17 protein-coding genes are annotated in these 25,827 nt (G+C 34.0%); 13 read left to right on the top strand and 4 right to left on the bottom strand.

All coding sequences use genetic code 11. The annotated features are described in order from the left end of the window. The first annotated feature begins 18 nt into the window (after positions 1 to 18). Entirely contained in the window at positions 19 to 243 is a 225-nt protein-coding gene (locus ACIGAM_RS09390; protein WP_396511198.1) for a type II toxin-antitoxin system ParD family antitoxin, read from the top strand. Positions 244 to 259: 16 nt separating this feature from the next. Here the strand turns inward: ACIGAM_RS09390 and ACIGAM_RS09385 are convergent, their stop codons facing one another. Together ACIGAM_RS09385 and ACIGAM_RS09380 are read right to left on the bottom strand one after the other, a co-directional pair. Then, complete coding sequence (locus ACIGAM_RS09385; protein ID WP_396511197.1) at positions 260 to 1,594, bottom strand: hypothetical protein; 1,335 nt, start codon at positions 1,592 to 1,594, stop codon at positions 260 to 262. Then, complete coding sequence (locus ACIGAM_RS09380) at positions 1,581 to 3,275, bottom strand: IPT/TIG domain-containing protein (RefSeq protein ID WP_396511196.1); 1,695 nt, start codon at positions 3,273 to 3,275, stop codon at positions 1,581 to 1,583. Before ACIGAM_RS09380 ends, ACIGAM_RS09385 begins: the two co-directional genes overlap by 14 nt. A gap of 225 nt (positions 3,276 to 3,500) precedes the next feature. Between ACIGAM_RS09380 and hsdR the strand changes: the two genes are divergently transcribed. From hsdR to ACIGAM_RS09320, 12 genes are all read left to right on the top strand, one after another. Then, the gene (gene hsdR, locus ACIGAM_RS09375; protein ID WP_396511195.1) at positions 3,501 to 6,722 is read left to right on the top strand and encodes a type I restriction-modification system endonuclease; all 3,222 of its coding nucleotides are present in this window, start codon (positions 3,501 to 3,503) and stop codon (positions 6,720 to 6,722) included. Between the two features lie 121 nt (positions 6,723 to 6,843). Beyond that, a complete protein-coding gene (locus ACIGAM_RS09370) occupies positions 6,844 to 8,304 on the top strand; it encodes an N-6 DNA methylase (RefSeq protein WP_396511194.1) in 1,461 nt (486 codons plus the stop codon). Beyond that, on the top strand, positions 8,304 to 9,536 hold the full coding sequence (locus ACIGAM_RS09365; protein WP_396511193.1) for a restriction endonuclease subunit S: 1,233 nt from the start codon (positions 8,304 to 8,306) through the stop codon (positions 9,534 to 9,536). Before ACIGAM_RS09370 ends, ACIGAM_RS09365 begins: the two co-directional genes overlap by 1 nt. Positions 9,537 to 9,583: 47 nt before the next feature. Continuing rightward, positions 9,584 to 11,338: an AAA family ATPase gene (locus ACIGAM_RS09360; protein ID WP_396511192.1), complete on the top strand. Its 1,755-nt coding sequence runs from the start codon at positions 9,584 to 9,586 to the stop codon at positions 11,336 to 11,338. A 1-nt stretch (position 11,339) separates the two neighbouring features. Further along, positions 11,340 to 12,578, top strand: coding sequence for a hypothetical protein (locus ACIGAM_RS09355; RefSeq protein ID WP_396511191.1), 1,239 nt, complete (start codon positions 11,340 to 11,342; stop codon positions 12,576 to 12,578). Positions 12,579 to 12,603: 25 nt separating this feature from the next. Beyond that, the gene (locus ACIGAM_RS09350) at positions 12,604 to 13,755 is read left to right on the top strand and encodes a PD-(D/E)XK nuclease family protein (protein ID WP_396511190.1); all 1,152 of its coding nucleotides are present in this window, start codon (positions 12,604 to 12,606) and stop codon (positions 13,753 to 13,755) included. A 24-nt stretch (positions 13,756 to 13,779) separates the two neighbouring features. Next, positions 13,780 to 14,400 (top strand): hypothetical protein, encoded by a 621-nt coding sequence (locus ACIGAM_RS09345; protein WP_396511189.1) that lies wholly within the window; start codon positions 13,780 to 13,782, stop codon positions 14,398 to 14,400. A gap of 22 nt (positions 14,401 to 14,422) precedes the next feature. Continuing rightward, complete coding sequence (locus ACIGAM_RS09340) at positions 14,423 to 17,338, top strand: EVE domain-containing protein (RefSeq protein WP_396511188.1); 2,916 nt, start codon at positions 14,423 to 14,425, stop codon at positions 17,336 to 17,338. Next, positions 17,331 to 18,713 carry an McrC family protein gene (locus tag ACIGAM_RS09335; RefSeq protein WP_396511187.1) on the top strand — a complete coding sequence of 461 codons (1,383 nt, stop codon included), beginning with the start codon at positions 17,331 to 17,333 and terminating at the stop codon, positions 18,711 to 18,713. Before ACIGAM_RS09340 ends, ACIGAM_RS09335 begins: the two co-directional genes overlap by 8 nt. A gap of 358 nt (positions 18,714 to 19,071) precedes the next feature. Next, positions 19,072 to 20,919, top strand: a complete 1,848-nt coding sequence (locus tag ACIGAM_RS09330; RefSeq protein ID WP_396511186.1) for a cystathionine beta-synthase — start codon at positions 19,072 to 19,074, stop codon at positions 20,917 to 20,919. A gap of 142 nt (positions 20,920 to 21,061) precedes the next feature. Next, on the top strand, positions 21,062 to 22,093 hold the full coding sequence (locus ACIGAM_RS09325; RefSeq protein ID WP_396511185.1) for an XdhC family protein: 1,032 nt from the start codon (positions 21,062 to 21,064) through the stop codon (positions 22,091 to 22,093). Between the two features lie 18 nt (positions 22,094 to 22,111). Beyond that, on the top strand, positions 22,112 to 23,293 hold the full coding sequence (locus ACIGAM_RS09320; RefSeq protein ID WP_396511184.1) for a DUF748 domain-containing protein: 1,182 nt from the start codon (positions 22,112 to 22,114) through the stop codon (positions 23,291 to 23,293). 43 nt (positions 23,294 to 23,336) lie between these two features. Here the strand turns inward: ACIGAM_RS09320 and ACIGAM_RS09315 are convergent, their stop codons facing one another. Then, positions 23,337 to 25,307, bottom strand: a complete 1,971-nt coding sequence (locus tag ACIGAM_RS09315; protein ID WP_396511183.1) for a heavy metal translocating P-type ATPase — start codon at positions 25,305 to 25,307, stop codon at positions 23,337 to 23,339. Between the two features lie 41 nt (positions 25,308 to 25,348). Then, positions 25,349 to 25,774 (bottom strand): Fur family transcriptional regulator, encoded by a 426-nt coding sequence (locus ACIGAM_RS09310; RefSeq protein WP_396511182.1) that lies wholly within the window; start codon positions 25,772 to 25,774, stop codon positions 25,349 to 25,351. Positions 25,775 to 25,827: the final 53 nt, after the last annotated feature.

Here is a 25,827-nt window from a genome sequence, read left to right as displayed (position 1 = left end):
CTATATAGCTATTTTGTTATGAAGCCTCGTTTAACCAAAAAGCAAGAAGAATATATCTCTAAGCAAGTTGCTTCCGTAGGAGATCAAAATAATAGCGAGGTTATGCGAGATAATCTAAGACTTGACAACATCTATCGCGAAAAGGGCCTAAAAGATTTAAGAAAAGAAATAGAACTAGGCTGGAATGGTTCAGATAGTTCTATGACCATGGATGATATAATAAAGTCCAAAATGAATAGATAAAGTAATTAAAAATTAACTACATACTTTCAATTGCAAAATTTCCTGAATATTGAAAGCCGTCAATATAATCTGAATAGTAAATTTGCCTATAACTTCCTATAACTTGAATTTTTCCATCCGAACTTACTAGCGGAAATATAGGGAATAATTTAGTTTCGATTGTATCTAAAAGTTCATAGGTCTCATCATCAAAAACATGTATTTTCCTTTCGCCTTGGACTGCCCCATAAAGTTTACCCCTTTTATAATTAAAATACAGATAATTTTTACCGGTTATGTTCTTTAATTCAACTTTTAAGGATAAATCATCAATAGATATAACTCTACCTAAATTAGTACTTACAAATTCAGAATTATCTTCATTAAAATGAAGTATTCCTTTGTCAAGCCTACTTCCAAAATCAATTGGAAAATCAGTGCGATGTATCATTTCCAACTGATCATAATTGCTAACATCAAAAATCCTCCCTCCAAAATTAGGATATTGATACCAAATCATAAACATTCTATTGTTTCCCAAATTGATAGAATACGCGTAACTCAACGAAAGATCTTCAATTACGTAACCAAAATCATTGGTCATTGTATTGAAATATTTCAAGCGTTCGTCATCACTAAAGAATATTTCCTCTTCTCTAAATCCAAAGTACCTTAACTCATTATCAATTGGCAATGAAAACATTCGCTTCTCAGTATAATCGTTAGGAGATAATTCATAAATTACACCATTTCTTTTACCGAGAAATATATTATTTTGATTTACCACGATTTTATCATAAAAATCATAACCTCCACTAAAACTTTTATTCGCATCTATTTTTAGGGTTTTAGTATTATAATTATATAAAGCTAAATTTTGATCAATAATCATAATATGATAACTATCAGGATTACTATTGTCTGTGATAACATGGCGAGGTATTGAAGAAAATTTAATAATATCTCGCTCAAATGATTTTTTATCAGACTCAATTGATGCGTATTCAACTCCATTCTCATAATCAACAAAATAATCTATTCTAATTGAATAAGTAACATCACTTAAATAAGGGACATTTCGATCAATATAGGACGTTTGATTCGATGGAAGAACAGCTATTTCATTCGGTCCAAATGTATTTGAATCTGTGTCGTCCGAATATCTTAAAATAAAAACGTTTTCAATAATCACCTTATCATTAAAACGATCTAAATCCCAAGAAATTTTCACTTCATTATATGATGTTTCAAAATTTGTGATTTTCAAATCTATTACATCTTCAATGGCCGGAAAATCATCATTCTTACCACATCCTTGAAATGAAAGAATAGAAATTAAAAAAAATATAAAATTATAGTTATAGGATTTCATTTAACTTATCTTTTTTAATTCTAAACGTTGCATTATGAACATTACCGTCATAAAATGCTGATAACATATTATAATAAATCTCATTATTAACTGTAAAAAAGCATTTTACTGAGCTCCCTTCTCTTCCAAATTGCAACTCAACCCCATTGTATGGATCTTCTAAAGTGTATAATAACATTCCATCATTAACGATATTAGTTCTTCTACAGATTATTGACTCATCGTACAAGAACAGCATATTGTCAACAGTCATTTGAGTTAAATGATTATTTTCATCCAACTTGAATGTTTCTCTATCAAAATACTTGAAATATAGATCATCATCTAAATAAATATATTTAAAAATTGTCCCTCTTTTCCAATCAAAACCTGTAAATAATTCAGAGGTAATCTCTTTCCATATAGACTCGTCTTTGAAATATTGATACCTTCTATTTGATATTTCATAACGATCATTTTTATAAACTCTACCATTTATTACATACAAATCGCCATCACGAACTAAAAAGGTAGAATTAATCAAACTTGGATCAAAAGGAATTTGAATTTTAGTTTCTATAAACGTATCAAGACTTAGTTTAGTAAGTTCATTTACTTCATTTTCAACTCCCGTATAGAAATAAATCGAGTTTTCATTGTCAAAAACAAAACTTCGTATAAAACCTGTGGAGCGAAAATCTTCAATTTCATTCCATTTTTCTGTATCAGGAGAAAATTCATATAAATAATTAGTTATATTGAAATCCCCATTGTTTTCGGACGTAATTGCATAGGCTTTATTATTATAAACGATAATTTCGCCAAACAAATTCTTTAAACCATCAACCATAATACCAATGTTTCCAATTTCTAAATCCAGATCAAATGAACTGACAAGTCCCGCTGTCTTGTATGTTATATTTGAAATTTTAAATTCAGAATATGGACCCGTAGGAACATTAATCGTTAAACCAGTATTTGATGAGGTATAATGAGCTCTAACTCCATTGACGTAAAGTTCACCATACTCAAATTCTGGGTTAAAATATTTACCAACAAGATATAAATAACCTCCAAGCCAAGCTGTTTCATTTGTTACCTCGTTTATTATAGGCTGCTTAAGTTTAAGATTTTGCGAACTCTTTGTAGTTTGAAATTGAGCTTCTACCGTTACTTCCAGAGATGAATTTCTTATTTCTTTTGGTATATATACTTCTAACTTAGAATGTGTAGCATTTAAAATTTCAGCTTTCTCGTCGTTAATTAAAACTGCTAAATTTTCCTTGCGATTGTCAAAATTTTCTCCGTTAATAACCAATATTTCATCAAAAGAAATTTCACCACTACCAAAGCTAGTGATACGAGGAGCATTTAAAATAAAAACTTCGTTTAGGATATCTTCATTTGTAATAAGGTCTACTACCTTTATAATGGGGTTGAATCTTTCGATTGATCTAGGTATTATTACCTCTATACTTTCATTAGAAAATGATGTAATGGAAGCCTTTTCAGTATCAAAAAAAACTTGTAGTTTATTAGGCTCCAGATTTTTACCTGTTATTAAAACTCTTTCGCCTAGTAAACCCTTTAATTCAGAATTTAAAATTTCTTGCTGTGGAAGAGATGCATCATCTTTACTACAAGAGGAGGAGAATACAGCTAAGAACATTAAGATTATAGATGTAATTTTAATATTATTCATCAAAATATTTATTTGTAAAAACAAAAATGAACAAATTTTACATTTTATTTTTAGTAAAATTTACATTTATATAAGAAACACGAAAGCAACTTTTCTTTTCTATCTGTCTTTACAGAATCCCGTAAAGCACTCAATTCATTTTTGCTTATGTTTGACTTTATTAATAATAATATATACTTTTAAAGTCCCCTGCATAATTTGATTAATTAGCTAACCGCAATCTTAATGCCTTCAAATTTTAGTTTTCTTAAACCGGTCTATCCGGAAATTTATGGGATAGGCATACTTTCAGAAAAACTGTACTCCGTTGATCCGAGTTCATCAATTGCTAAGGCACGACTATTCGCAGAAAAAATAAGTATCCTCATTTGGGACTTTGAAGAACTGGATGAATTTACGGGGAAGCAAGTAGAGCGAATCAACCAACTGGCTTATCGCAATTGTATCCCCGATATCATAAAAGGTATTTTACACACCATCAGAACTTCTGGTAATAAAGCCAGTCACGACGGCATCGGTTCAAAACCACAGGCATTCTTTATTCTAAAAAAATGTTTTCAACTTTCTAAATGGTTTTATGAGACCTATGAAAATGATTACATAGATCAAACCCAATACAGTCTCCCTGAAGAAAATAGTCTTTCCGTCGAGGAGCTATCAGATCAGGTTGAATTTCTTTCGAAGCAAGTTTCCGATTACAAAGAAAAGATTGAAAGTCTAAACAGTTCTAAAGCCGTTACTGCTTCGCGTAAAAAGCGAAGTGAACGTGTAGCTAAGAAATTAGATTTAAATGAAAAAGATACGCGCCTTACGCTTATTGACGCACAGTTAAAAGCTGCCGGGTGGGAATGCGATACGGATGAACTCAATTTTAAATCAAATAAAACATTACCCGAAAAAGGAAGGTTTATGGCCATTTCAGAATGGCCGTGTAAGGGTAAATGGGCAGACTATGCTCTTTTTATAGGTACTACGCTTTATGGTATTGTAGAAGCAAAAAAATACGCCAGTGATATTTCTACGGACTTGAGACAATCTAAGATTTATGCGGAACGTATAGAAGAATTAGACCATTTTCAATTTTTGGGGGAATGGCATACCTACAAAGCGCCTTTTCTATTTTCGACCAATGGTCGTGACTATCTGGAACAGCTTAAAACCAAAAGCGGTATTTGGTTTTTGGATGTACGTGACGATCACAATCACCCTACCCCACTTAAAGGTTGGTTTTCGCCGCAAGGCTTAGTAGATCTGTATCAAAAAAACATAGAAGCAGAGAACGAACGCCTAGAGGTTAGTGACTACGAGTATCTTCAAGATAAAAACGGATTAGGATTACGAGATTATCAAATAGATGCTATAAAAGCGGTTGAAAACAAACTCATCAAAAATACCAGCGACCTGAGATCCCTTTTGGTAATGGCTACCGGTACGGGAAAAACACGAACAGTAATCGGGTTAACGTATCGCTTAATAAAAGCCAACCGATTTAAACGTATCTTGTTTCTTACTGACCGAAGGTTACTTGCGAAACAAGCACTAGGTAATTACAAAGACAATAAGGTAGAAGGGATCAATACCTTTGCTGAAGTGTATCAAATCGAGGATATGAAAACCAATATTCCTGATGCTGATACGCGTATTCATTTTGCCACCGTTCAAAGCTTAGTAAAACGTTTGTTTTATAACGACTCAGACGAATTGCCCATTGACACGTATGACTGTATCATTATAGATGAAGCCCATAGAGGGTACAATCTGGATAAAGAATTGGACGAAGAAGATCTTCATTTTAAAGATCAGAATGATTATGTGAGCCAATATAAACGGGTTATCGAATACTTCAACGCCTATATAATTGGTCTAACTGCGACGCCGGCTTTACATACTACAACCATTTTTGGTAAACCGGTCTACTCTTACTCCTACCGCCAGGCGGTAATAGACGGATTTCTGGCAGATCACGAACCCCCACACCGTATCAAAACCAGGTTGAGCGAGGAAGGTATTCTTTGGAAAAAAGGAGAACGGCCTAAAGTCTTTAATCCGGAAACGAATAAAATTGAGGAGCTTGCAGAATTAGAAGATGATATGCTGGTGGAAATCGAACAGTTTAACAAACTGGTTATTACACCAAACTTTAACCGCGAAGTAATCAAACAACTGGTCAATTTCTTAGATCCTAACAGTGATGAAAAGACACTCATTTTTGCCGTTAGAGATACACACGCAGATTTGATAGTAGACCAATTACACGAAGAATTTAAAAACATAGGCTATGATGTTCCGCAGGGAGCAATAGAGAAAATAACCGGGCAGGCTTACGATCCTGACGAATTGGTGCGACGGTATAAGAATGAAAAGTTTCCCAATATTGCTGTAACGGTAGATTTACTTACTACAGGAATTGATGTACCCGCGATTTGTAATCTGGTGTTCTTACGCAGGGTAAGTTCGCGTATTTTATATGAGCAAATGATAGGTCGTGCGACCCGTAAGTGCGATGATATTGGTAAAGAATATTTTGAGATTTATGATGCCGTTCGGGTTCACGAAGCCCTTGAAGATTACACGCAGATGAAACCAGTGAGCAATCCTTCCACCTCATTTACACAACTGGTAGAAGAGCTCGATGAAATTGAAACAGAAGAACGTACCCAAACTCAGGTAGAGCAATTATTGTCTAAACTTCAGCGGAAGCGTAAAAAAATTGAAGCAGAAGATTTAGAAGAGTTCGTGTACCGTTCCGGAGGATTAGAACCTCAGGAAATTATTGAGACGATAAAAAATGCCACCCAAAGTGAAGTCAAAAAAATCATTCAATCCTATTCTAGTTTGTGGAGCTATTTAGACCGCAAAGTCTATAAGCCAAAAGTGCAATTAGTTTCGGAACATAAAGATGAATTTTTAGGTATTGAACGGGATTATGGGAAAGCCGGCAAGCCAGAAGATTACATCGAAAGTTTTAAAAAATACATTTCAGAAAATAAAAATAAGATTGCTGCTTTAGGCGCTATTGTGACCAGCCCAACTTCCTTAGACCGTAAAAGTCTAAAAGAATTGAAGTTACAATTAGACGCAGAAGGTTTTAATGCCCGTACGCTTCACACGGCCTGGAAGAGTGCCAAAAACGAGGACATCGCAGCAGATATCATTGCGTACATTCGCACGCTGGCACTCGATGTAGATTTGATTCCGCAAGAGCAACGTATCACTAACGCCTTTGCAAAAGTAAATGCATTGCGATCCTGGAATAAAATTCAGCAACGCTGGTTAGACCGTTTTAAAGCCCAGTTGCTGGCAGAAGCCATTTTAACCAAAGAAGATTTGAATAACGATCCTTTTAAAGAAGAAGGCGGTTATAACCGTATCAATAAAATCTTTGATGATAATGTTGATGAAGTCATACAAATATTGAATGACAATCTGTATTCTGAAGGTGCTTAAGACATCTCGACTGCGCTCGATGTGACAAATACTGTTACCTTAAACCTGTCGAAGTCAATGTCAGTTCAAGCGCAGTCGAGAACAAACTATTAAATACAAATTAGAATAATACTAAACCCTAATGAGCGCAGACGAAATCGCTAACAAACTCTGGAACTTGTGTAATGTATTACGCGATGATGGAGTTACCTATCACCAGTACTTAAACGAACTCACCTATATCCTTTTTCTAAAACTCAGCGAAGTTAAAGATTTTGAGAAGCATATACCTTCAGCATACCGCTGGAGAAGTTTTGTAGAAGAGACTGATAATATAGAAGCCTTTAACCGCTATCGTAAATTTCTGGCTGAAATTAGTAATGAAACAACAAGCGCGAGCATCAAAGAGATTTATGCTAATGCTTCTACCAGTTTACGCAAACCGGTAAACTTTAATACCCTGGTTCAGGCAATTGACGATCTGGACTGGTATGAAGAGAATGACCGGGATACGATGGGTGATATTTATGAGAGCTTGCTCGAGAAAAATGCCGGAGAGAAAAAGAGCGGTGCCGGGCAATACTTTACCCCACGCCCACTCATTAATATTATGGTAGCCCTTTTAGTTCCCAAGTTAGGTGAGCGTTGGAATGATCCTGCAGCAGGAACCTTTGGTTTTATGCTTTCGGCTGATGAGTATTTACGCAACAAATACCAAAACTATTTCGCACTCAATGATAAGGATCGAAAGTTTCAAAAAGAAGAAGCTTTTAGTGGTGTTGAGTTGGTTACAGATGCACACCGACTGGCGTTAATGAATGCGCGCTTACACGGGATGGAAAGCAACATCTATCTGGCAGATACCCTGACTGAATTTGGTAAAACTTTAAAGAATTACGACGGTGTACTGGCCAATCCCCCTTTTGGAACCAAAAAAGGAGGCGAACGCCCGTCTCGGGATGACTTTACCTTCCCTACCAGCAACAAGCAACTTAACTTTTTACAACACATTTACCGAAGTCTTAAAAAAGACGGCAAAGCCCGTGCGGCAGTGGTGTTGCCCGATAACGTACTCTTTGAAGATGGCGACGGGCAGCGTATACGCCGGGATTTGATGGATAAGTGTAACCTGCATACTATTTTACGCTTACCTACCGGAATTTTTTATGCTGCAGGTGTAAAAACCAACGTGTTGTTCTTTACCCGGGGTACTACAGAAACCGAAAACACCAAAGGCGTGTGGTTTTACGATATGCGTACCAATGTTCCCAATTATGGAAAACGTACGCCGTTTACCGAAAAAGCTTTTGAAGGTTTTGTAGAGGCCTACACCGGCGGTATCAAAGTAGACACCTTAGAAAAAGCGTTTGATGGAAAGCTAGATGACGCTAAACGTAAAAGCGTTAAAGACGAGCGTTGGAACTATATTACACGAGAAACAATTGCAAAAAAGAACGACAGTTTAGATCTGGGGCTTATTGCAGATGATAGTATTAGCAATGCAGATGATTTGGGTGATCCTATAGACATCGCTAAAGAATCGCTAGCTGAATTAAACAGCATTACTGCCCAGTTAAATGCAATGCTTAAAGAACTGGCTTAATGAAAAATAAATTACCTGAAAATTGGACCGAAGCTAGAATATCTCAAATCATACCAAAAAATGGTTTATTCAAAGATGGAGATTGGGTTGAAACTAAGGATCAAGATCCTAATGGGAATGTCAGATTAATTCAATTGGCAGATATTGGAGAATTAGAATTTAGAAATAAATCTTCAAGGTTTTTAACTGAAGAAAGCGCAAAAAAATTAAATTGTTCCTTTTTGAATCGCGGTGATATTCTTATTGCTCGAATGCCAGATCCTATAGGAAGAGCTTGCGTATTTCCTCTGGAAGGTAAATACGCAACAGTAGTTGATGTTGCCATAATTCGACCAAAAAACTCTATAAACGAAAAGTTTCTGTGTTTTCAAATTAATAATCCAGAAATAAGAAGAAGAATTAATGCACTTTCATCAGGCTCTACTAGAAAGAGAATTTCTCGTAGAAATCTAGATACAATAAAATTTAAAATTCCTCCCCGCGCTGAACAAGATCGTATTGTAGCCAAATTAGATGGTTTATTTGAGCAGTTAGAACGCATCAATAAAAGTCTTTCAAACCTTGAGAGTATGAAGGAACGGTTTTTATATTCTTGTTTAGTAGACAGAAAGCAGCAATCGTTTTATAAAAGACTTACGATAGGTAAATTCCTAGAAGAGGGAACTGAACGAATAGGTGAAAATTGGAACAAATGTAGATTGATTGGTGTATCAGCAAAAGAAGGCATAACTGATTTACGTGTTGGCCAGAAAAAATCTTTTGAAAAGTATAAGGTTGTAAGAAAGGGAGATTTCATCTACAATACAATGAGAGTAAATATTGGCTCAATTGCGATTTATAATGAGGATGCTCCTGCAATTACAAGCCCTGATTATGTAGTCTTTAGAACTAACAAAAAGCTTTCTTCTGATTTACTTCTGGGATTCCTAAAAAGTGACCAAGGTCTGTTAGAGATTGGCGCAAATACTAAAGGGAGTGTTAGAGCGCGGTTATATTTTAAAAGCCTTAGTAATATCCGAATGCCTTATGGAGAAGAAGTACAACAATTGGCTCAAAATTTTCTAGGCACGTATAACTCAACATTGATGGATCTTAACAAGTTATTCGATTCTAAAATTCCTGAATTAAGACAATCTATTCTCAACAAAGCTTTCAAGGGTGAGCTTGTGCCTCAATTAGAAAGTGATGGGGATGCTAGGGAGTTGTTGAAGGAGATTGAGGGTTTGAATTAAGGGAAATTTGAAACTAAGAAGAAAACTGCAACAGTTTAATAAAAAGTATGGAATTATTATTCATTCATATTAGAAAACCTTACGGGACTTTAGAAAACAAAAGTTTTAACCTGTCTTCAAAGTTTGACATAAATTTTAATAACGAAAATAATGAACTAAACATCTCAAATAATACTAATTCTTTAAAAGATTTTTTCGGAAAAAATATTACAAATGTCACGTGTGTCATTGGGGAAAATGGAGTAGGTAAAACAACATTTCTAAGATATATTAAAGAGCTTTATTTTGAAAGGAGAAATGAAATAGATATAAGAGAAGGTGATTTATTAGTATATCAGAAAAGCAATAAAATTATAGTACATATCAGTATTAATTCAAAAAACATTAATGTCAATATTCAAAATTTAGACTTAAAGTCTGAAACAATCGCCTACAGAAAAAAGCCTAAACTATTTGATCACTTAAAAAGTGAATTAACTATTTACTATTCAAACAATTTTGATTTATATGATGATTTTATTGAATCTGAAATCTTATATAATACATCCACACCTTATCTTTCTAGAACTTATAATGCTAGGATTAATAGAGAGTTTCAAACAAAAAAAGTAAATGCAGAACAGCGATTCTTACTAAATGAATTTCAAAGAAATAGAAATTTCCTGCGGTCAGAGAAATCTAACAGTATAAGAAAGCTTTTGAAAAGGGTTGATTATGTTGAAATTATTCCATTTGAAAAAAAGGACACAGACTATAAGAGGCTTATCAAGTCAATTGAAAAAAATAGTTCGAATACTAATGAAAAGATAAGTAGGCAACTTCCCGAACTAGTTAATCACGTTGCAAATGCCTTTTATACTCAAAAAAAAGGAATTATTTCGGAATCAAAAAGAAGATTATATAATATAATAATAACAGAAATTATTTTTTTTGAAGTATTAGCTAAGTTTATAAAACTAGAAATAAATAGTTCTGAAAAAATTGATTTGGTGCTTGATAGATTTGTTTCAGCTATTTACAATAATGATGAAAAGGGATATTTAGACAGGTTTTTAAGACAAATGCTTGAGATCTTCAATAACTCTAATTATGAAAAAGAAAACTCTACAAGAGAATATTTTGCTAATTTAATTGAGTTAGTAGATTTACTTATTTATCAGGATAGTTTATGGATGAACATTCCAGATAGAGCAGCTGTTAAGACAGACGACTCGCTGTTGGATAGAATTATTGATATATATTTTAAAATTCCATTTTCGAAAAATTCAATTAAACTAGATTGGTCAAGACTAAGTGCCGGCGAAGAATCTATGATTACTTTTTTCTCAAGAATAGATGCGGCCCTGAGACTTAAAAGCAAAAGGCGCGATAACATTCTTATTTTAATTGATGAAGGCGACTTATATTTTCATCCAGAATGGCAACGTCAATACTTAAAAGCAATTTTTGATTTTCTTAAGCAGTATCATCATTATAACTTCCAAATAATACTAACCTCCCATTCTCCATTTATTTTAAGTGATCTGCCACAAGATAATATAATAACATTTGAAAGAACAAGCGATGGAATTAAGGTTGCGAGAAATACTTTAAGCAAGACTTTTGGTGGTAATATTCACGAATTATTAATTGATAAATTCTTCCTAAAAGACGGCGTAATTGGTGCATTTGCGGATAATAAAATCCTCGACTTAATTCAAAGAGTCAATGAAAAAAAAACAACTACGCAAGATATACTCTTAATAAATGAAATTGGAGACAAGTTTTTAGCATCTGCGATAAAAACTAATTTGGGAAAATAAAATGATCAAAATAAGTATAGAAAATCCAAATCAAGTAGAGGAAGAATATTCTAATAAAATTTCTTCTAAATTAATTAAAAGAATTACTTGCGTAAAAAAGGCTATTGATCATCTAAATGGACTTCCTGTTAATATTCACGTCGGTGAAATAGACTTTATTAAAAACGCAACAATTAGTATCATTGAAGAAATTGATCCCAATAAAGAAATTAGAATAGGTAAAAAATATTCTATCCAGGATTTTAATAATGATGTTTATACAACTTCTTTAAATACTTATATCCAAAGTAACAACAATTTAAATAATGCTCAGCTCACAAGAATCTCTAATCTTTTTAATGAATTGTTGGTGAATGATAGCATAAAGCTTAAGAAGTTATTAAAATGTAATGCTAGTCAATTAAAGAATACTTTCAATGGTTTCAAATTAGGATTATCACTACCCGATGACTTGTTCTATATTAAATTAGCATTTAACTACAAGCAACATACGGAGATCGCTGATTTAGTTAGAAAATTCTTTAGAGAAAAAAATTTCATCGAATATTGTCCTTATTGCAATTTAGATAAAGTCAAATTCATAACTGATTCGCAAGGAAATCCTGCTGCTAGTCACGATCTTGATCATTTTTTTGATAAAGCAAGATTTCCTTTACTATGCTATTCTATATATAACTTGATACCTTCAGATACTACTTGTAATCAAACAAATAAAGGCTCAATAGAATTTACAAATGATTACCACTTAAACCCTTATCAAGACGGTTTTAATAAAAGCCTCGTATTTAAATCCGTTTTAAGTGGATTGGATAATCCGAGGTATAAAGTGATTTTAAAAGCAAATGCATCTCAAACCAGTGCGAAATACAAAAAAATTTTCGGAAAATATTCTGATGAAGAAAATAGACGCTATGGAAATGTAAATGCATTCAATTTAAAAGCTAGATATGGGGACGAGACAGCTCAAGCTCTTTTTGTAGGGAAAAACCTTGACTTACATGATAAACACTATTTATTTTCATTAAAAAAATATTTTACATTATTATCTAAAAACAAGCTAGGTGACTCATACAAAAAATATTATGAAGAAACCTTGGCTACTCCCTATGACGAAGATCGTTTTCAAAATTATAAATATGCGAAATTTAATAAAGATCTTCACGATCAATATTTTGATCTATTATTTGGCGACAATAAATCCATGAAAAAGAGACTTGAATATATTTTTTATAAAAAATAATCTGTTATGCACAAATAGAAAATTAATGAGTAATCTATCCAAAACAATAGAAGATGTAGCATTGCGGCTACCGAGCTTACCCAATATTCCTAGAAAGAACTTCTTTGATATTCTAACCATACAACGCAAAGAGACCCTAAACAGTAAGATTCTGGCTTATTTCTTTGACCCAAATGAAGATCACGCTTATGGTGACCTTTTTAAGAACGCTTTGCTTGCAGTTATAAAATCTAAAACATCACATATTAATGGTGTATTTTATAAGCCTGTTACCTCGGTAGTTACCGAAGAACGTACAAGTTCTGTAAAGGAAGAAGAGAATCGTTTAAAATCTATTGATATTGTTCTTGAAGGTAGAGATTGGTGCATTTTAATAGAAAATAAAATAGATCATCTATTAAATAATCCTCTTAATATTTATTTGGAGCACGCGCAATCAAAGAAGAAAGAACTGCTCTGTTTAGTCTTGAGTTTAGAACTCCTGAACCCAAAACCCGGTTCTGAGTTCATCAATATTACGCATAAGGAACTTATTAATGAAGTGCGCAAAGAAATACCCTTTGATACTTCCATACCAGAATTAGACATTTTCTATCTGAGAGAATATTTTAAAAATATAGAATCTCATTATTTTAACCTTAGCAACCAGCCAAAAATGAATGATGTAGTAACAGCACTTATATTAAGTCGTAAAGCCGTTCAAGATATTGAAGAAAAAAAGAAAGAGGCCATTACCTTTCTCGATGCAGAAATCAAAAGAGTGTTTGAAACATTGAACTACAAATCTTACGAAGTATGGTTCGTTCATCCAAAAAATGAAAACCTAGCTTTTTGGATTAATGATGCAAAATCAATCCTTGAGAATAACTATGTTGAGTTCTTTTTTGAAGTTTGGCATGATCTAAAAGAAAAAACATCTGAAGATGAAATTCATCAAAAAATTATAATCGAAGGAATTTCTCCTTGCCTCTCTCATAAAAGAGTATCTGATAATAAAAACAGATATAAAATAGTTACATTTTACGAAGAGAATTTTATTAACTCAACTGTGACTTTTGGAGATAAACTAACTAATGTACTTCAAGATATATTCTTTAGCCCAAATGGCATTGAAGAACAGGCACTCAATAAATTAAATTTAGGATTGGAGCCTGCATTAAAAGTAAAAAATCAATAAGAAAACTTACAACCGGTTATACTTATGAATGAATTTTATATTCAAACTTTACTTGGTGAAGTTACAGTTCTTAAAAAGCGTATTACCAGACTTGGTGTTTTATATTACGTATGCCCTGTAGTTTATTTTTTGATTGGTAACAGTATAAATATAAATGTTTCGCTTGGTTTTGTAAGCATTGCTAATAACGAAATAATCTTAAGTTTTATGCCTATTCTATGCTTAGGCATCTATTATTACTTATTCTATTCTGCCACAAAAATGAATTCTCTATTTATGCTTATTGAAGCTTTAGCCCCTAAGGATAAAAAAAGTCAAGCTTGGCTTAGTGGAATATGGCCTGATTTCGCATTGAACAATTTGTTTTCTGATTTGGCTAAAAGCTCATTTTCAACAATTTTCTTACTAATACCCTTTCTTTTATTAATAGTTTGTATCCCTTTCGTTTTTCAAATCTACATAACCTATGAGCTCATACTGCAAACAACTTTAGAAAGGACTTTTATACTATGGTTTTTGAGTGCTGTGACTATTACTCTAATATTTGTGATCTTTTATACAATATTGACAGGAAAAGACTTAAGCGATCTTTTTCAGGAAAGAGCTAAGCTTATAAACAAGCTTGAGAACGAATCTGATAAATAGCAAATAGTTAGGAAAACAATTTATGATCCCTCAAAACATAACAAAAGAATCATCTTACTACAGCTGGGTAGAAACCCATAAAGAATTGGTTCAATATTTAGCCAAGAAAAGAAATGACCAACCAGAGTTAATCACTATTCTTAAAAACGCAGGTGTAAATGTGCAAGATGATAAATCGTCTTATGATACCACAATACCATTAGAAGAGATAGATCCCTTTACCTTTTTTTGTTATATCTATATTTATGGTGAAAAGAAAAGACTTAAGGTTCTGCAGAGTATTGCAGATCAGCTAGGAATCACAAGACCTAAAGATGAGCGCGGTCTTCCTTCTGCAAATGCGCAAAAGACGTGGCTATTTCCTTATAAGTATGATAGAACCAATGAAATTGATACGTTATGGAAGCTATTTGATCAAACTGTATCAAAAAATCTAACACAAGAGCTTTTTGAAAAAGCACTGGCGATTAACGGCATTGGTAAAACAAAAATCACCGAAGCCCTTTTTTATGTAGATCCAGAAAATTTCTTCCCTATTAACGGTCCTTCAAAACCCTATTTAAAAGAGGTTCTTCATATAAATCCTGAGTTCAAAACGCTTGCAGAGTATCAAACTGTTTTAAATCAAATAAAAACCAAATCGAGCAAATCTTTTGCAGAGCTATCTTACAATTCCTGGGAATATTCTGAATCAAAGAAGAACATTAATTATTGGTTATTCCAAGGCAACCCTGATGTTTATAATATTACAAATGCCTTAAAAGGAGGGCATCTAAAAAGCTGGAAAGTAAGTGCCCACAAAGATAAGATCAAGATAGGTGACAAAGTAATTATTTGGCAAACGGGTAAGCAATCAGGTTGCTATGCATTAGCAGAGATAACAGGTGATGTGGGTAAATTTGAAGAAGAACAATTTGAAAAGCAGCATTATGTAAATGAACCTGATAGTTCGTACGACTCGCGTGTTAAATTAAAAATCTCTCATTATACAGCTGACTCTCCTTTGCTTTGGAGTGAATTAAAAGAAATTACTGATTTACAAGGACTTAATGCTGGCAATAGAGGCACCAATTTTAAAGTTTCTAAGAATGAATTTAATTTTTTTAACCATTTAATATCCGAACAAAACAAGCTAATTCAAGTTCTTAAAAAATTCTCAAATGAGGACTTAATGTCTTATTTTGAAGTACTTGATGAAATGGTGGAGAAACTAAATTTGAGTACATACGATAAGCGCTTTGTAACTGGTATTTCAAATGACAACTTAAATCTCACAATAGGTCAACGCTACTGCTGGAATCTCTACTCTGGAAACGACAAACCTGCACTTGGTTTAATAACAGATACAGAAATAAACCAAGAATCGAAATTATACTCGGGTAAACCAAAAGCCTGGTATACAAGATTTCAAAATCTTAAAGACATTGAATTATATAAAAATGCCGCTTTCAATGCAATAAGATCGGAATTAAGTAGAACTTCAAAATCAAGTTACAGCAAGTATAATAATCTGGCATTTGAATTGGCCCTATTTAATATCGATTACCGAAAACGATTATTAGGAAATATTCAATCAAACACACTAGATTCAGAAAACACAAAACCTATTATGAATTTTCCATTAAACCAATTATTGTACGGCCCGCCGGGAACAGGAAAAACCTATAATACGGTTTCTAAATCTGCTGAAATAATTACTGGTCAAAGAATAGAGAAATATGAAAGTGCTCGTAAAATTTTTCAAGAAAACTTAGGTAACCGAATAGAGTTTATAACCTTTCATCAAAATTACAGTTACGAAGATTTTATTCAGGGACTTAGACCAGATATCGAGAACAAAGAGTTAAGCTTTCAACGTAACGACGGCTTATTTGCTCAAATAGCCACAAATGCTCTTTTTGAATATTACAAAAAACTACAAAAGCAAAAACTTGAATCAGATAATAAACCGGTTAAAGAACCCGAACTATCAGAAGTATATTCTGCATATTTTAAATCTTTAAAAAAAGGACAGGATTTTAAGACAAAATCAGGAAGCTCTATTCAAATTGTTGGTTTCTCAAAAAGTAGAAATGTAGAATATGCACATTTTGAAAATGGTAGACCTTACTTAGTATCTCAAGATCGTCTTTTCAAGCTTTATGAGATCTTTCCTGATATTAATCAAATTCAAAAAATTCACGATGATATTAGAGCAGCTATAGGTGGATGCAATACTACCGTTTATTACGTTGCACTTAGAGAGTTTATTGAATTTAGAAAAGACTACATAACAGATTACGATCTGGAATTATCTGAAGAAGATATTTATGATGAACTAAAATATGATGATATAAGTTATGATCGGAAAAAAGAATTATTAGCTAAAACATCTCTGGAACAAATAAGATCTATCAACGCTAATGATGTTCCATCTTACGTTTTGATAATAGATGAAATAAACAGAGCAAATATATCTAGAGTGTTTGGAGAGCTCATAACCCTATTAGAGCCAGATAAACGCTCTCATGGCAAATTACCTCTTACCTGCACGTTACCATCAGGAGAGCGCTTTATTGTGCCTTCGAATCTTTATTTAATAGGTACCATGAATACTGCAGATAAATCCATTGCTCTTTTAGACATTGCTTTAAGAAGAAGGTTTGAGTTTGTACCCATGTATCCTGATTTCACTATTGAAGGAGTTCAAAGGCCAGAAATTCTTGAAAAGATAAACGAAAAAATTAAAGATTTAAAAACACGTGATTTTACAATAGGTCACTCCTATTTTATGGGAGAACTCTTTAGTCTAAAAAATACTATTGATAAAAAAATCATTCCGCTACTCTTAGAATACTTTATGAATGATGAAAAAGAGGTCATTACAGTTCTTGACTATGCAGGATTAGAAATTGGTAATTGGCCTCTTGAGCTTATCAAAGAAAAGACAAATGATTAATTTATTTGAATATCAGAATCAAGAGCCTTTTGAAGAAAATCAATTTGATGAATTAGAGCTGTTTTTGGATGATATCTGGAACAAAAGAGAAAAATCAACTTACTTTAATGTCTCCGATGAAGATGAAGATAAAGTAGAAGCTCAACGGTTTTTACAATTACTTAGAAAAGATCATCATCTAAAGTCAAATAAGTATGTTGGAGTTATTCATTTTAACAAAGAAACCATAAACCTACTTCCAAAGGTTTTCTTTGAAAAAGAAAGGAAATATACTAGAGAAGACATAAAAGTAATTAATGCGCATGTCCTATGGTGGCTGAGTTACTGCAGAAAATTGCGCTTTCCTAATTATCAAACCGGACTTACAAACGAAAAAGAAGACTTCTTTGAGATTCTAATCTACCTATTTAGCAAATACACCAAACAGTTATTATCATCCTCTATTTTTCAACATTATGTAAATGTAGAACGAGATTTAAATGTGGTTAAAGGCAGTATCGATTTTAATAAATATATAAACAATCATATCTCAAGGGGAAACTACCATCACATACCCTGCTCTTATGATTCTTTCGAATTAGACAATGAATTTAATCGTTGTATCAAATATGTGGCAGAGCTCCTACTAACAGTATCAAAAGACAGTCAATCTAAACGAAATTTAAGAGACATAATTTTTATTCTAGATGAAGTAAGTGAAGAATCAATTACAGCTAATCAATGTAGGAGCATACAGTTTAACCCAATGTTTAAAGAGTTTGCAACTGTAAGAGATTATTGTGTGCTGTTTTTAGAAAACTCAGTTTCTTTCAATTACAAAAACTCTTTACAATTATTTGCCTTTCTGTTGCCAATGGAATATGTGTTTGAAAACTTTGTTTTCGGCTTCCTGGAAAAAGAGATTGATGATCTAAAGGCAAAAGCACAAATCTCAAGTACCTACTTAGATAGCGCTAAGCATTTTGCTCTTAAACCAGATTTACTTCTTAGTTATAACAGTCATCATATCGTTGCTGATACTAAGTATAAAATTGTAAACCTTAATAAGCAGGATTCAAAAAGAGGATTATCACAATCAGATCTTTATCAAATGGTTTCTTATGCCATTAGATTTAAATCAAAAAAAATAATCCTATTCTATCCTAATTCAATTAAATCAATGGAAGCCTGCGAAATTAAAACGTTACAAATTAAAAACACATTAGCCGATGATCAGGAAATAGAAGTCAAAGCCTATCAAATACCTTTTATAGGGAATTTAGAGCAATTGGCAAATGAAAACACGAGTACAATTTTTAGTCAGTTTAACGAATTAAGTCAATCTCTTAAATTAAATCTAATTAAGATTTTAGATGATCAAACAGAAATGAAATAAATTATTTTACGAAATATCTGGTAATAGTTAAAAATCTAAACATCTGATAAACAGATCACACTGTACACCTAGTTTACACCTCAATCCTTGGGAAGGCCTATAAATAAAGAAACCGAAAATATTGTATCGGTAAATAACATATCAAAAATCTACTGCTTCCACAGGTATTGTCACACTAGATCATGTAATCAAATGACTCTATACAATAACCTCTTTTTTAAGGAAGATCTTTGTTAGTTTGTAGCTGCAAAAGCGTCTCACTTTTAAGACCTTTGTAACAGCAAAAAAAACGTATTTTTTGCTTTCCAAAATAAATTAAATCAGGTCCATCGCGCGATCAACTTTAAAATAAACTATTTTGAACGATAACAACGTACTTAAAGCCATAGAAGAGGTGTTAGTTAATATACCGGGAGACTGGTTAAGATTAACTACTCACAGACTTGATATTTATAACGAAGAACGGGCCAAAAGCCAATTTATAGAAGAATTTGAAAACCTGCTAAATTCTGGTGGAATCAGTACGGCAAACCTAAGCCAATTACCTACTGCGTACGACTACATTAGGCTGGGGCATCCATTATCTAGTATTCTTGAATGGAGTGTTGCTAAGATAAATGCACTTAAAGCGGAATGTGTTATTAGTTTTTCTTCTCAAACAATGCCTGTTCTAGCCATTTTAAGAACCAATGCGCTGGCTAATAAAAAAACGAGAATTGCCTACACCGGTAATTTACCTGAACATTTTAATACCGAAAGTCTAAAACAGGTTTACGGCTACGATTTTGAACTCATACAAGTTGAGAATCCTGCTGCATTACCTCAATTTGAAGGAAGCACTATTTATATTTCTGATACCATAAATCTTGCTGAAACACATATTCATAAGTCTATTGATTTCTTAGTAAGTCTTCACGATAAACTGGGAAGTATTCTGTTGATTAATAGAGCGGAAAATGCAGATTATGTAGCACCCATACAGCACGTACGAAGAAGAGAATCTATCGCAATGACGCCAGCAGACAGTCTTAAAATGCTACAACTATTAACCGGGAAACCCGTAGCTGATTCTGCTGAAAGTGATTTAAATAAGAATAAAACCAAAGTCGTAAGTACTATACAAAAAATAACGGCGACTCAGGCTAAAGTGCTTTTGGGATCGTCGGGTTTATCGGTTCAATATGCGATAATGATGGGGCTTATTGATGATGCGCTGGAAAAGCATCCCGGTAAGGCTATAAAGATTATCGTTCCGCCTAATTGCTATGGAGGTACAAACGATCAGGCAAGACGCGTGGCAGCAAGTGTTGATCGGGTAGAAATACTAGATCTCCCAGTAGATGGAAATAACGACATGGTCAAAAGTACAGATCAGGTTTTAGATCAGGTTGCCCGCGAAGATGCTGTGCCTTACATAATTGCTGAAATTCCAACTAATCCGCGAGTTGAGGTTCCTGATCTTGATAAGCTACGAGAAGCCTTAAGTAAAAAACGTAAAACGCCTCAAGGAACTGAAGCGATTAATCCTGTTTTTATCTTAGATCAAACTTTTTGTCCTAATGTTCAGTTTTTAAGTGAGAGCGGTATACTTGCAGATGTAAAAACCATATCCTACGTAAGCGGATCTAAATTTCCCAGTGGTGGAAAGTGTACTGCAGGATATTGCGTGGCCAATAAAAAAGCGGAATACCTACTCGAAAAAATAGAAAAACACTTTAAAATTTGCGATAACGAGGCTACAGCACTTCAGGTTGAAATTCTTGCAGAACAGTTGCCTTCTATGAATGCTCGTATTGCAGAAGCTTATAAAAACACACGTGAATTTGTGAATTTTATAAAAGTAACCTTACCAGCTGCTAAAATTAATTTTGTTTCCGAAGAACTGGCGCAACAAGGCTTTACACCCTCTGTTTTTTCTCTTGATCTCCCTACAAAAGGAGACTCCGCAGAAGAAAAAGAGACTTACAAGAGGGAATTAAATCTCAAACTTATCAATATGATGATTACAGCTATTCCAGAAGAGAGTAAATATTGTGTGAGTTATGGTCAGTTAAAAGGATGTTACTGGACGATACCTGCAACCTCAACGCAGGGAACGACTAAAGAAGGTGACAAAGATTATATCGTACGGGTATCTTTATCACCCAACTTAAATCTAGAGCTACATAAAGATGTGTTTAAAAAGTTTGTGGAAGAGTTAAATTGAAACAAACAGTCTCATCGTATCATTTAAGTCTAATGTCAATTAAATGCTAAAAAATTTGGTTTCAGGCTTTCTTTCGTAAATTCGGTAAACGGTTAAGAAATCTAAAATTTATTCTGAAGTTTTCAGAATCTAGTGCTATTCAATGACTCACGAATTTAAAAAAATTGTAGAAAATGCCTTTGCGTATCATACCAAAGGCATTTCCTGCGTTCTAGCGACTGTAGTGCATCTCAAAGGCTCTTCCTACCGTAAACCTGGCGTTAGAATGTTAATCGCTCAGGATGGTACTATGACCGGTGCGGTAAGTGGTGGTTGTGTAGAAAAAGAAATTCTATTTCAAGCTGCTGCCGTTTTTGAAAGTCGCCAATCCAAGATGATGACCTATGATGGTCGCTATCGCTTAGGCTGTGAGGGCATTTTATATATTCTTATTGAACCCTTTGTAGTAAACGAGTCGATTTTTAAAAATCTTACTGTAGAATTTGAGAAACGTACACCCTTTAAAATTGCCTCACACTATTCCTTAGATATTGAAAAACCTTTACATGGTTTAGGTTCTGAGATCCTATTGAATAACGGAGAAAAAATAAAAACCTATTCAGAACCGGAAGAATTTAGACCTGAAAATGATGAAGCACTACTCTTTTTTCAGCAAGAATTGAATCCGTTATTTCAAATATTCCTTTTTGGTGCAGAACACGACGCGGTACAACTGGGTCAATTAGCAAGCCTTATGGGGTGGGAAGTCACTGTAATTGCTTCAGCTAAAGATCAGAAAGAATTACAACACTTTCCGGGCGTTACAAACCTACTACATATTAGTCCTGAAGAAAGTCACACCTTGTCTATTGATGAGAATTCTGCGGTTGTTTTGATGAATCACAATTACGCTACAGATCTTAATTTCCTCTTACATATCCTAGAAAAAAATCCGATTTACATCGGCTCGTTAGGTTCTGTAAAACGTCGTGAAAAACTGTTAAATGATTTAATCGAATTTCGACCTGATAAAGCAGATTTATTTATTGAAAAGATTTACGGCCCGGCAGGTTTAGATATAGGGGCGATAACGCCTCAGGAAATAGCTAATTCTATAATTTCTGAAATTACAGCTGTCGTGCGAAAGAAAGAAATAAAATCGCTAAGAGATATTGCCGGAAGTATTCACGCATAATTCATAAAATAGTAAACTATGGCTACCACAAAAAAACCACGCTATAAAAAAAAGCGATATATTTTACCCATCACGCTGCTTGTTTTACTTATTGCGTTTAGACTGTATTTACCAACTCTGGTTAAAAACAGTATCAACAAAGCCTTAGCAGATATCCCGGGCTATTACGGGCAGGTTGATGATGTAGATATTGCACTGTACAGAGGCGCTTATGTGCTTAACAAACTTTATTTAAATAAAGTAGATGCCGGAACTCAGGTCCCTTTTTTAAATTTCCCGAAGACTGATATTTCTATAGAATGGAAATCTATAATCAAAGGTAAAATTGTTGCTGAAATTACCATGAACAGCCCCGAAATTATCTACGTTTTTGAAGATCAAAAAACAACTCCTGAAGGTGGTACTGCAGATGTTGATGACTGGACTAAAGCGATCACCGAAATTGTTCCTTTAGAAATTAACCATTTTGAAGTGCATAATGGTAAACTGGCTTTTGTACAATTAGCTGCAGATCCTAATGTAGACCTTGCTATTGAAAAGCTAGAGCTTACCGCAGACAACCTGCGTAATGTGGTTGAAAAAGGCCGGGTACTTCCCTCTCCTATTAGTGCAACAGGTATTTCTTTTGGAGGTGGAAACGTGAAACTTGACGGAAATATCAATATTATAAAAGAAGTTCCTGATATGGATCTTGCCTTCTCACTACAGAAAGCTAATGCAACGGCATTGAATGATTTTACAAACTACTATGCAGGGATCGATTTTGATAGCGGTACGGTAGAATTGTATAGCGAGCTAGCAATTGCAGACGGATATCTTAAGGGGTATATGAAACCGTTACTTATAGACACAAAACTTATAGGCAAAGAAGATGGCTTTCTAGAAACCCTATGGGAAGGCTTTGTAGGCTTTTTTAAATTTGCTTTTAAAAATCAACGTACAGATACATTGGCTACCGAAATTCCTCTTGAAGGTGATTTAAATAATGTCGAAGCAGGTGTCTGGCCTACGATAGGCGGAATTTTTAAAAATGCCTGGATAAGCGCATTTAAAGGAGAAACTGATGATAAAATTGAATTTAAAGATGCATTTAATGATGATGAAGATCTAACCGCTAAAGAAAAACGAGCTGCCCGAAAAGAAGAACGTAAACAAAATAGAGAAGAACGCAGAGCGGAAAAAGACAGAGATACCTTGTAGTATTTGGTAATACCATTTTTATTACGCTCATAAAGCCAGTTAGTTACCAGTTCATTTTTTGTAAACGTATCGCATTCAATATTGCTAAGAATGCAACGCCTACATCTGCAAAAACAGCTTCCCACATAGTAGCCAGACCTCCTGCTCCTAGCACCAGAACTATGGCTTTTACACCAAAAGCAAGCGCAATATTTTGCCAAATAATTTTGCGGGTAGAATGACCTATTTTTATGGCTTTTGCAATTTTTGATGGTTGGTCTGTTTGTATAATTACATCTGCCGTTTCTACAGCAACATCACTCCCTAACCCTCCCATTGCAATGCCTACATCACTCACAGCAAGCACCGGAGCATCATTGATACCATCACCTGTAAATGCCACATAAACACCGGGCTGCTTTTTAAGTAATTCTACTTCATTCAATTTATCTTCGGGTAATAAACCTCCTTTTGCCCAATCTAGTTTAAGTTCGTTAGCCACTTGTTGAGTTATAGAATCTTTATCGCCAGAGAGCATAATGATTTTTGAAATGCCTGCTTTGCGAAGATCAGCAATTGCTCTGTGTGCATCTTCTTTTAACGCGTCTGCTATAACTACATAACCTGCAAAATTTCCAGCTATAGCAACGTAGATTAAAGACTCAACAATTGTTTCAGTTTCTTTGGGTACGATTATGTTGTACGCATTCATTAATGCTTTATTACCTGCTAAAACCGTTTTATTATTAACAATACCCGACAGACCTTTACCGGCAATTTCTGCAATTGAGGTCGCTTCAAATCCTGAAGTCTCACGCTTATACGCTAAAAGTGCCTTTGCAATGGGATGAGTTGACTTTTCTTCTAGTGTCAGCAGATATTCCATAAATTCTGCTTCACTAAAATCTGTATTATTTACAATTTGTTTTATTTTAAAAACTCCCTGTGTTACCGTTCCCGTTTTATCAATAACTATCGTATTAATTTTAGTCATAGTATCTAAAAACGATGCGCCTTTAAATAATATTCCGTTGCGGGATGCAGCTCCTAAACCTCCAAAATAGCCCAGCGGAATTGAAATCACTAAAGCGCAAGGGCACGAAATTACCAGAAAGATTAATGCTCTGTATAACCAATCTCCAAACACATAGTTTTCAACAATAAAATACGGAAACAAGGTTAATCCTATCGCCAGAAAAACTACAATTGGCGTATAAATACGAGCAAATTTTCTAATAAATAATTCTGTTTTTGATTTTCTGGAAGTTGCATTTTGAACCAGATCTAAAATACGCGCTACCGAACTGTCTTTAAATACTGCGGTAGCTTTCAATTCAATTACCTGCTCAAGATTAATGCTTCCGGCAAAAACCTTATCTCCTTTTCGTACCGAAGCAGGCGTACTCTCTCCTGTTAGTGCAGCAGTATTAAGCGTTGCTTTTTCCGAAGTTAAAATTCCATCTAAAGGAATTTTCTCCCCCACACGCACCTGAAGCTTTTCACCTATTGCTACAGCATCAGGATCTACTGAAATAAACTGAGCATTGCGATATACCAATGCCTCATTAGGACGCACATCTAATAATGCTTTAATATTTTTCTTGGCATTACTCACCGCGGTATGTTGAAACTCTTCACCTACCGCATAAAAAACCATTACAGCCACCCCTTCTGGATATTCTCCCAGAATAAAAGCACCTATTGTTGCGATGGTCATTAAGAGAAATTCGGTAAAAAAATCCCCATTCTTAATACTATTCCATCCTTCTAATGCGACCGGTAAGCCTACCGGAACGTAAGCTACTAGATACCAGATAAGCCGCACCCATCCCCTAAAAAAACCAACTTCAAAAAAATCTAATGCAATGCCGGTTATTAGAAGGACAAAACTGAAAATACCCGGCAAATAGGATTTAAAACTACTATTTACAGAATGATTATGCCCTGATTCATTAAGGTTATCATGTTCTGAATGCTCATCGCCTGTAATGCAGCAATCTTTAACTTTGTTTGGAGGTGTATTCTTAGTTTTCATAGTTGCAAGGTCTCTATAAAATCAATGCAACAGAAGTGCATTTACAGTGAATTGCATTTATCACACACTCCTTTTATAACTAAATTGGCATCTTCGGCCTTATAGCCTTCTGGTAAGTTAATATGAGGTATTTTATGCTCTGTAAGGCATACGGTATCGTCACAAATGGTACAGTGAAAGTGCAAATGTAAATCACGATCGAGTTCGCAATTACAGTTAGGTTCACACAATGCATATTTAGTAATACCTGTCCCATCCTGAATTTGATGTACAATACCCTTCTCTTCAAAAGTTTTGAGTGTTCTAAATAATGTGGTGCGTTCTGCTGAAGTAAAGGTGTGCTCAATATCTGCCAGGGCAAGCGCCTTATCTGCACTGTTTAATAGTTTATAAACCAAAATACGCATTGCCGTGGGTCGAATATGCTTTGCCTGTAAATTCTCTTCAACACGTATGGTATTCAGCATAACATCAGTTTTATTACAATTAAAAATTCTTTTACAAAATTAACCAGACATTC

Origin of the sequence: Leeuwenhoekiella sp. NPDC079379, from assembly GCF_044542075.1 — a bacterium.
Lineage (GTDB): Bacteria > Bacteroidota > Bacteroidia > Flavobacteriales > Flavobacteriaceae > Leeuwenhoekiella.
The sequence above is the reverse complement of the archived record's forward strand: the minus strand, read 5'-3'. Positions and strand labels throughout refer to the sequence as shown.

Excerpts from the sequence above, each read along its gene's own strand:
- ACIGAM_RS09390 (WP_396511198.1), top strand. The coding sequence starts at position 19 with ATGAAGCCTCGTTTAACCAAAAAGCAAGAAGAATATATCTCTAAGCAA.
- ACIGAM_RS09385 (WP_396511197.1), bottom strand. The coding sequence starts at position 1,594 with ATGAAATCCTATAACTATAATTTTATATTTTTTTTAATTTCTATTCTT.
- ACIGAM_RS09380 (WP_396511196.1), bottom strand. The coding sequence starts at position 3,275 with ATGAATAATATTAAAATTACATCTATAATCTTAATGTTCTTAGCTGTA.
- hsdR (WP_396511195.1), top strand. The coding sequence starts at position 3,501 with ATGCCTTCAAATTTTAGTTTTCTTAAACCGGTCTATCCGGAAATTTAT.
- ACIGAM_RS09370 (WP_396511194.1), top strand. The coding sequence starts at position 6,844 with ATGAGCGCAGACGAAATCGCTAACAAACTCTGGAACTTGTGTAATGTA.
- ACIGAM_RS09365 (WP_396511193.1), top strand. The coding sequence starts at position 8,304 with ATGAAAAATAAATTACCTGAAAATTGGACCGAAGCTAGAATATCTCAA.
- ACIGAM_RS09360 (WP_396511192.1), top strand. The coding sequence starts at position 9,584 with ATGGAATTATTATTCATTCATATTAGAAAACCTTACGGGACTTTAGAA.
- ACIGAM_RS09355 (WP_396511191.1), top strand. The coding sequence starts at position 11,340 with ATGATCAAAATAAGTATAGAAAATCCAAATCAAGTAGAGGAAGAATAT.
- ACIGAM_RS09350 (WP_396511190.1), top strand. The coding sequence starts at position 12,604 with ATGAGTAATCTATCCAAAACAATAGAAGATGTAGCATTGCGGCTACCG.
- ACIGAM_RS09345 (WP_396511189.1), top strand. The coding sequence starts at position 13,780 with ATGAATGAATTTTATATTCAAACTTTACTTGGTGAAGTTACAGTTCTT.
- ACIGAM_RS09340 (WP_396511188.1), top strand. The coding sequence starts at position 14,423 with ATGATCCCTCAAAACATAACAAAAGAATCATCTTACTACAGCTGGGTA.
- ACIGAM_RS09335 (WP_396511187.1), top strand. The coding sequence starts at position 17,331 with ATGATTAATTTATTTGAATATCAGAATCAAGAGCCTTTTGAAGAAAAT.
- ACIGAM_RS09325 (WP_396511185.1), top strand. The coding sequence starts at position 21,062 with ATGACTCACGAATTTAAAAAAATTGTAGAAAATGCCTTTGCGTATCAT.
- ACIGAM_RS09320 (WP_396511184.1), top strand. The coding sequence starts at position 22,112 with ATGGCTACCACAAAAAAACCACGCTATAAAAAAAAGCGATATATTTTA.
- ACIGAM_RS09315 (WP_396511183.1), bottom strand. The coding sequence starts at position 25,307 with ATGAAAACTAAGAATACACCTCCAAACAAAGTTAAAGATTGCTGCATT.
- ACIGAM_RS09310 (WP_396511182.1), bottom strand. The coding sequence starts at position 25,774 with ATGCTGAATACCATACGTGTTGAAGAGAATTTACAGGCAAAGCATATT.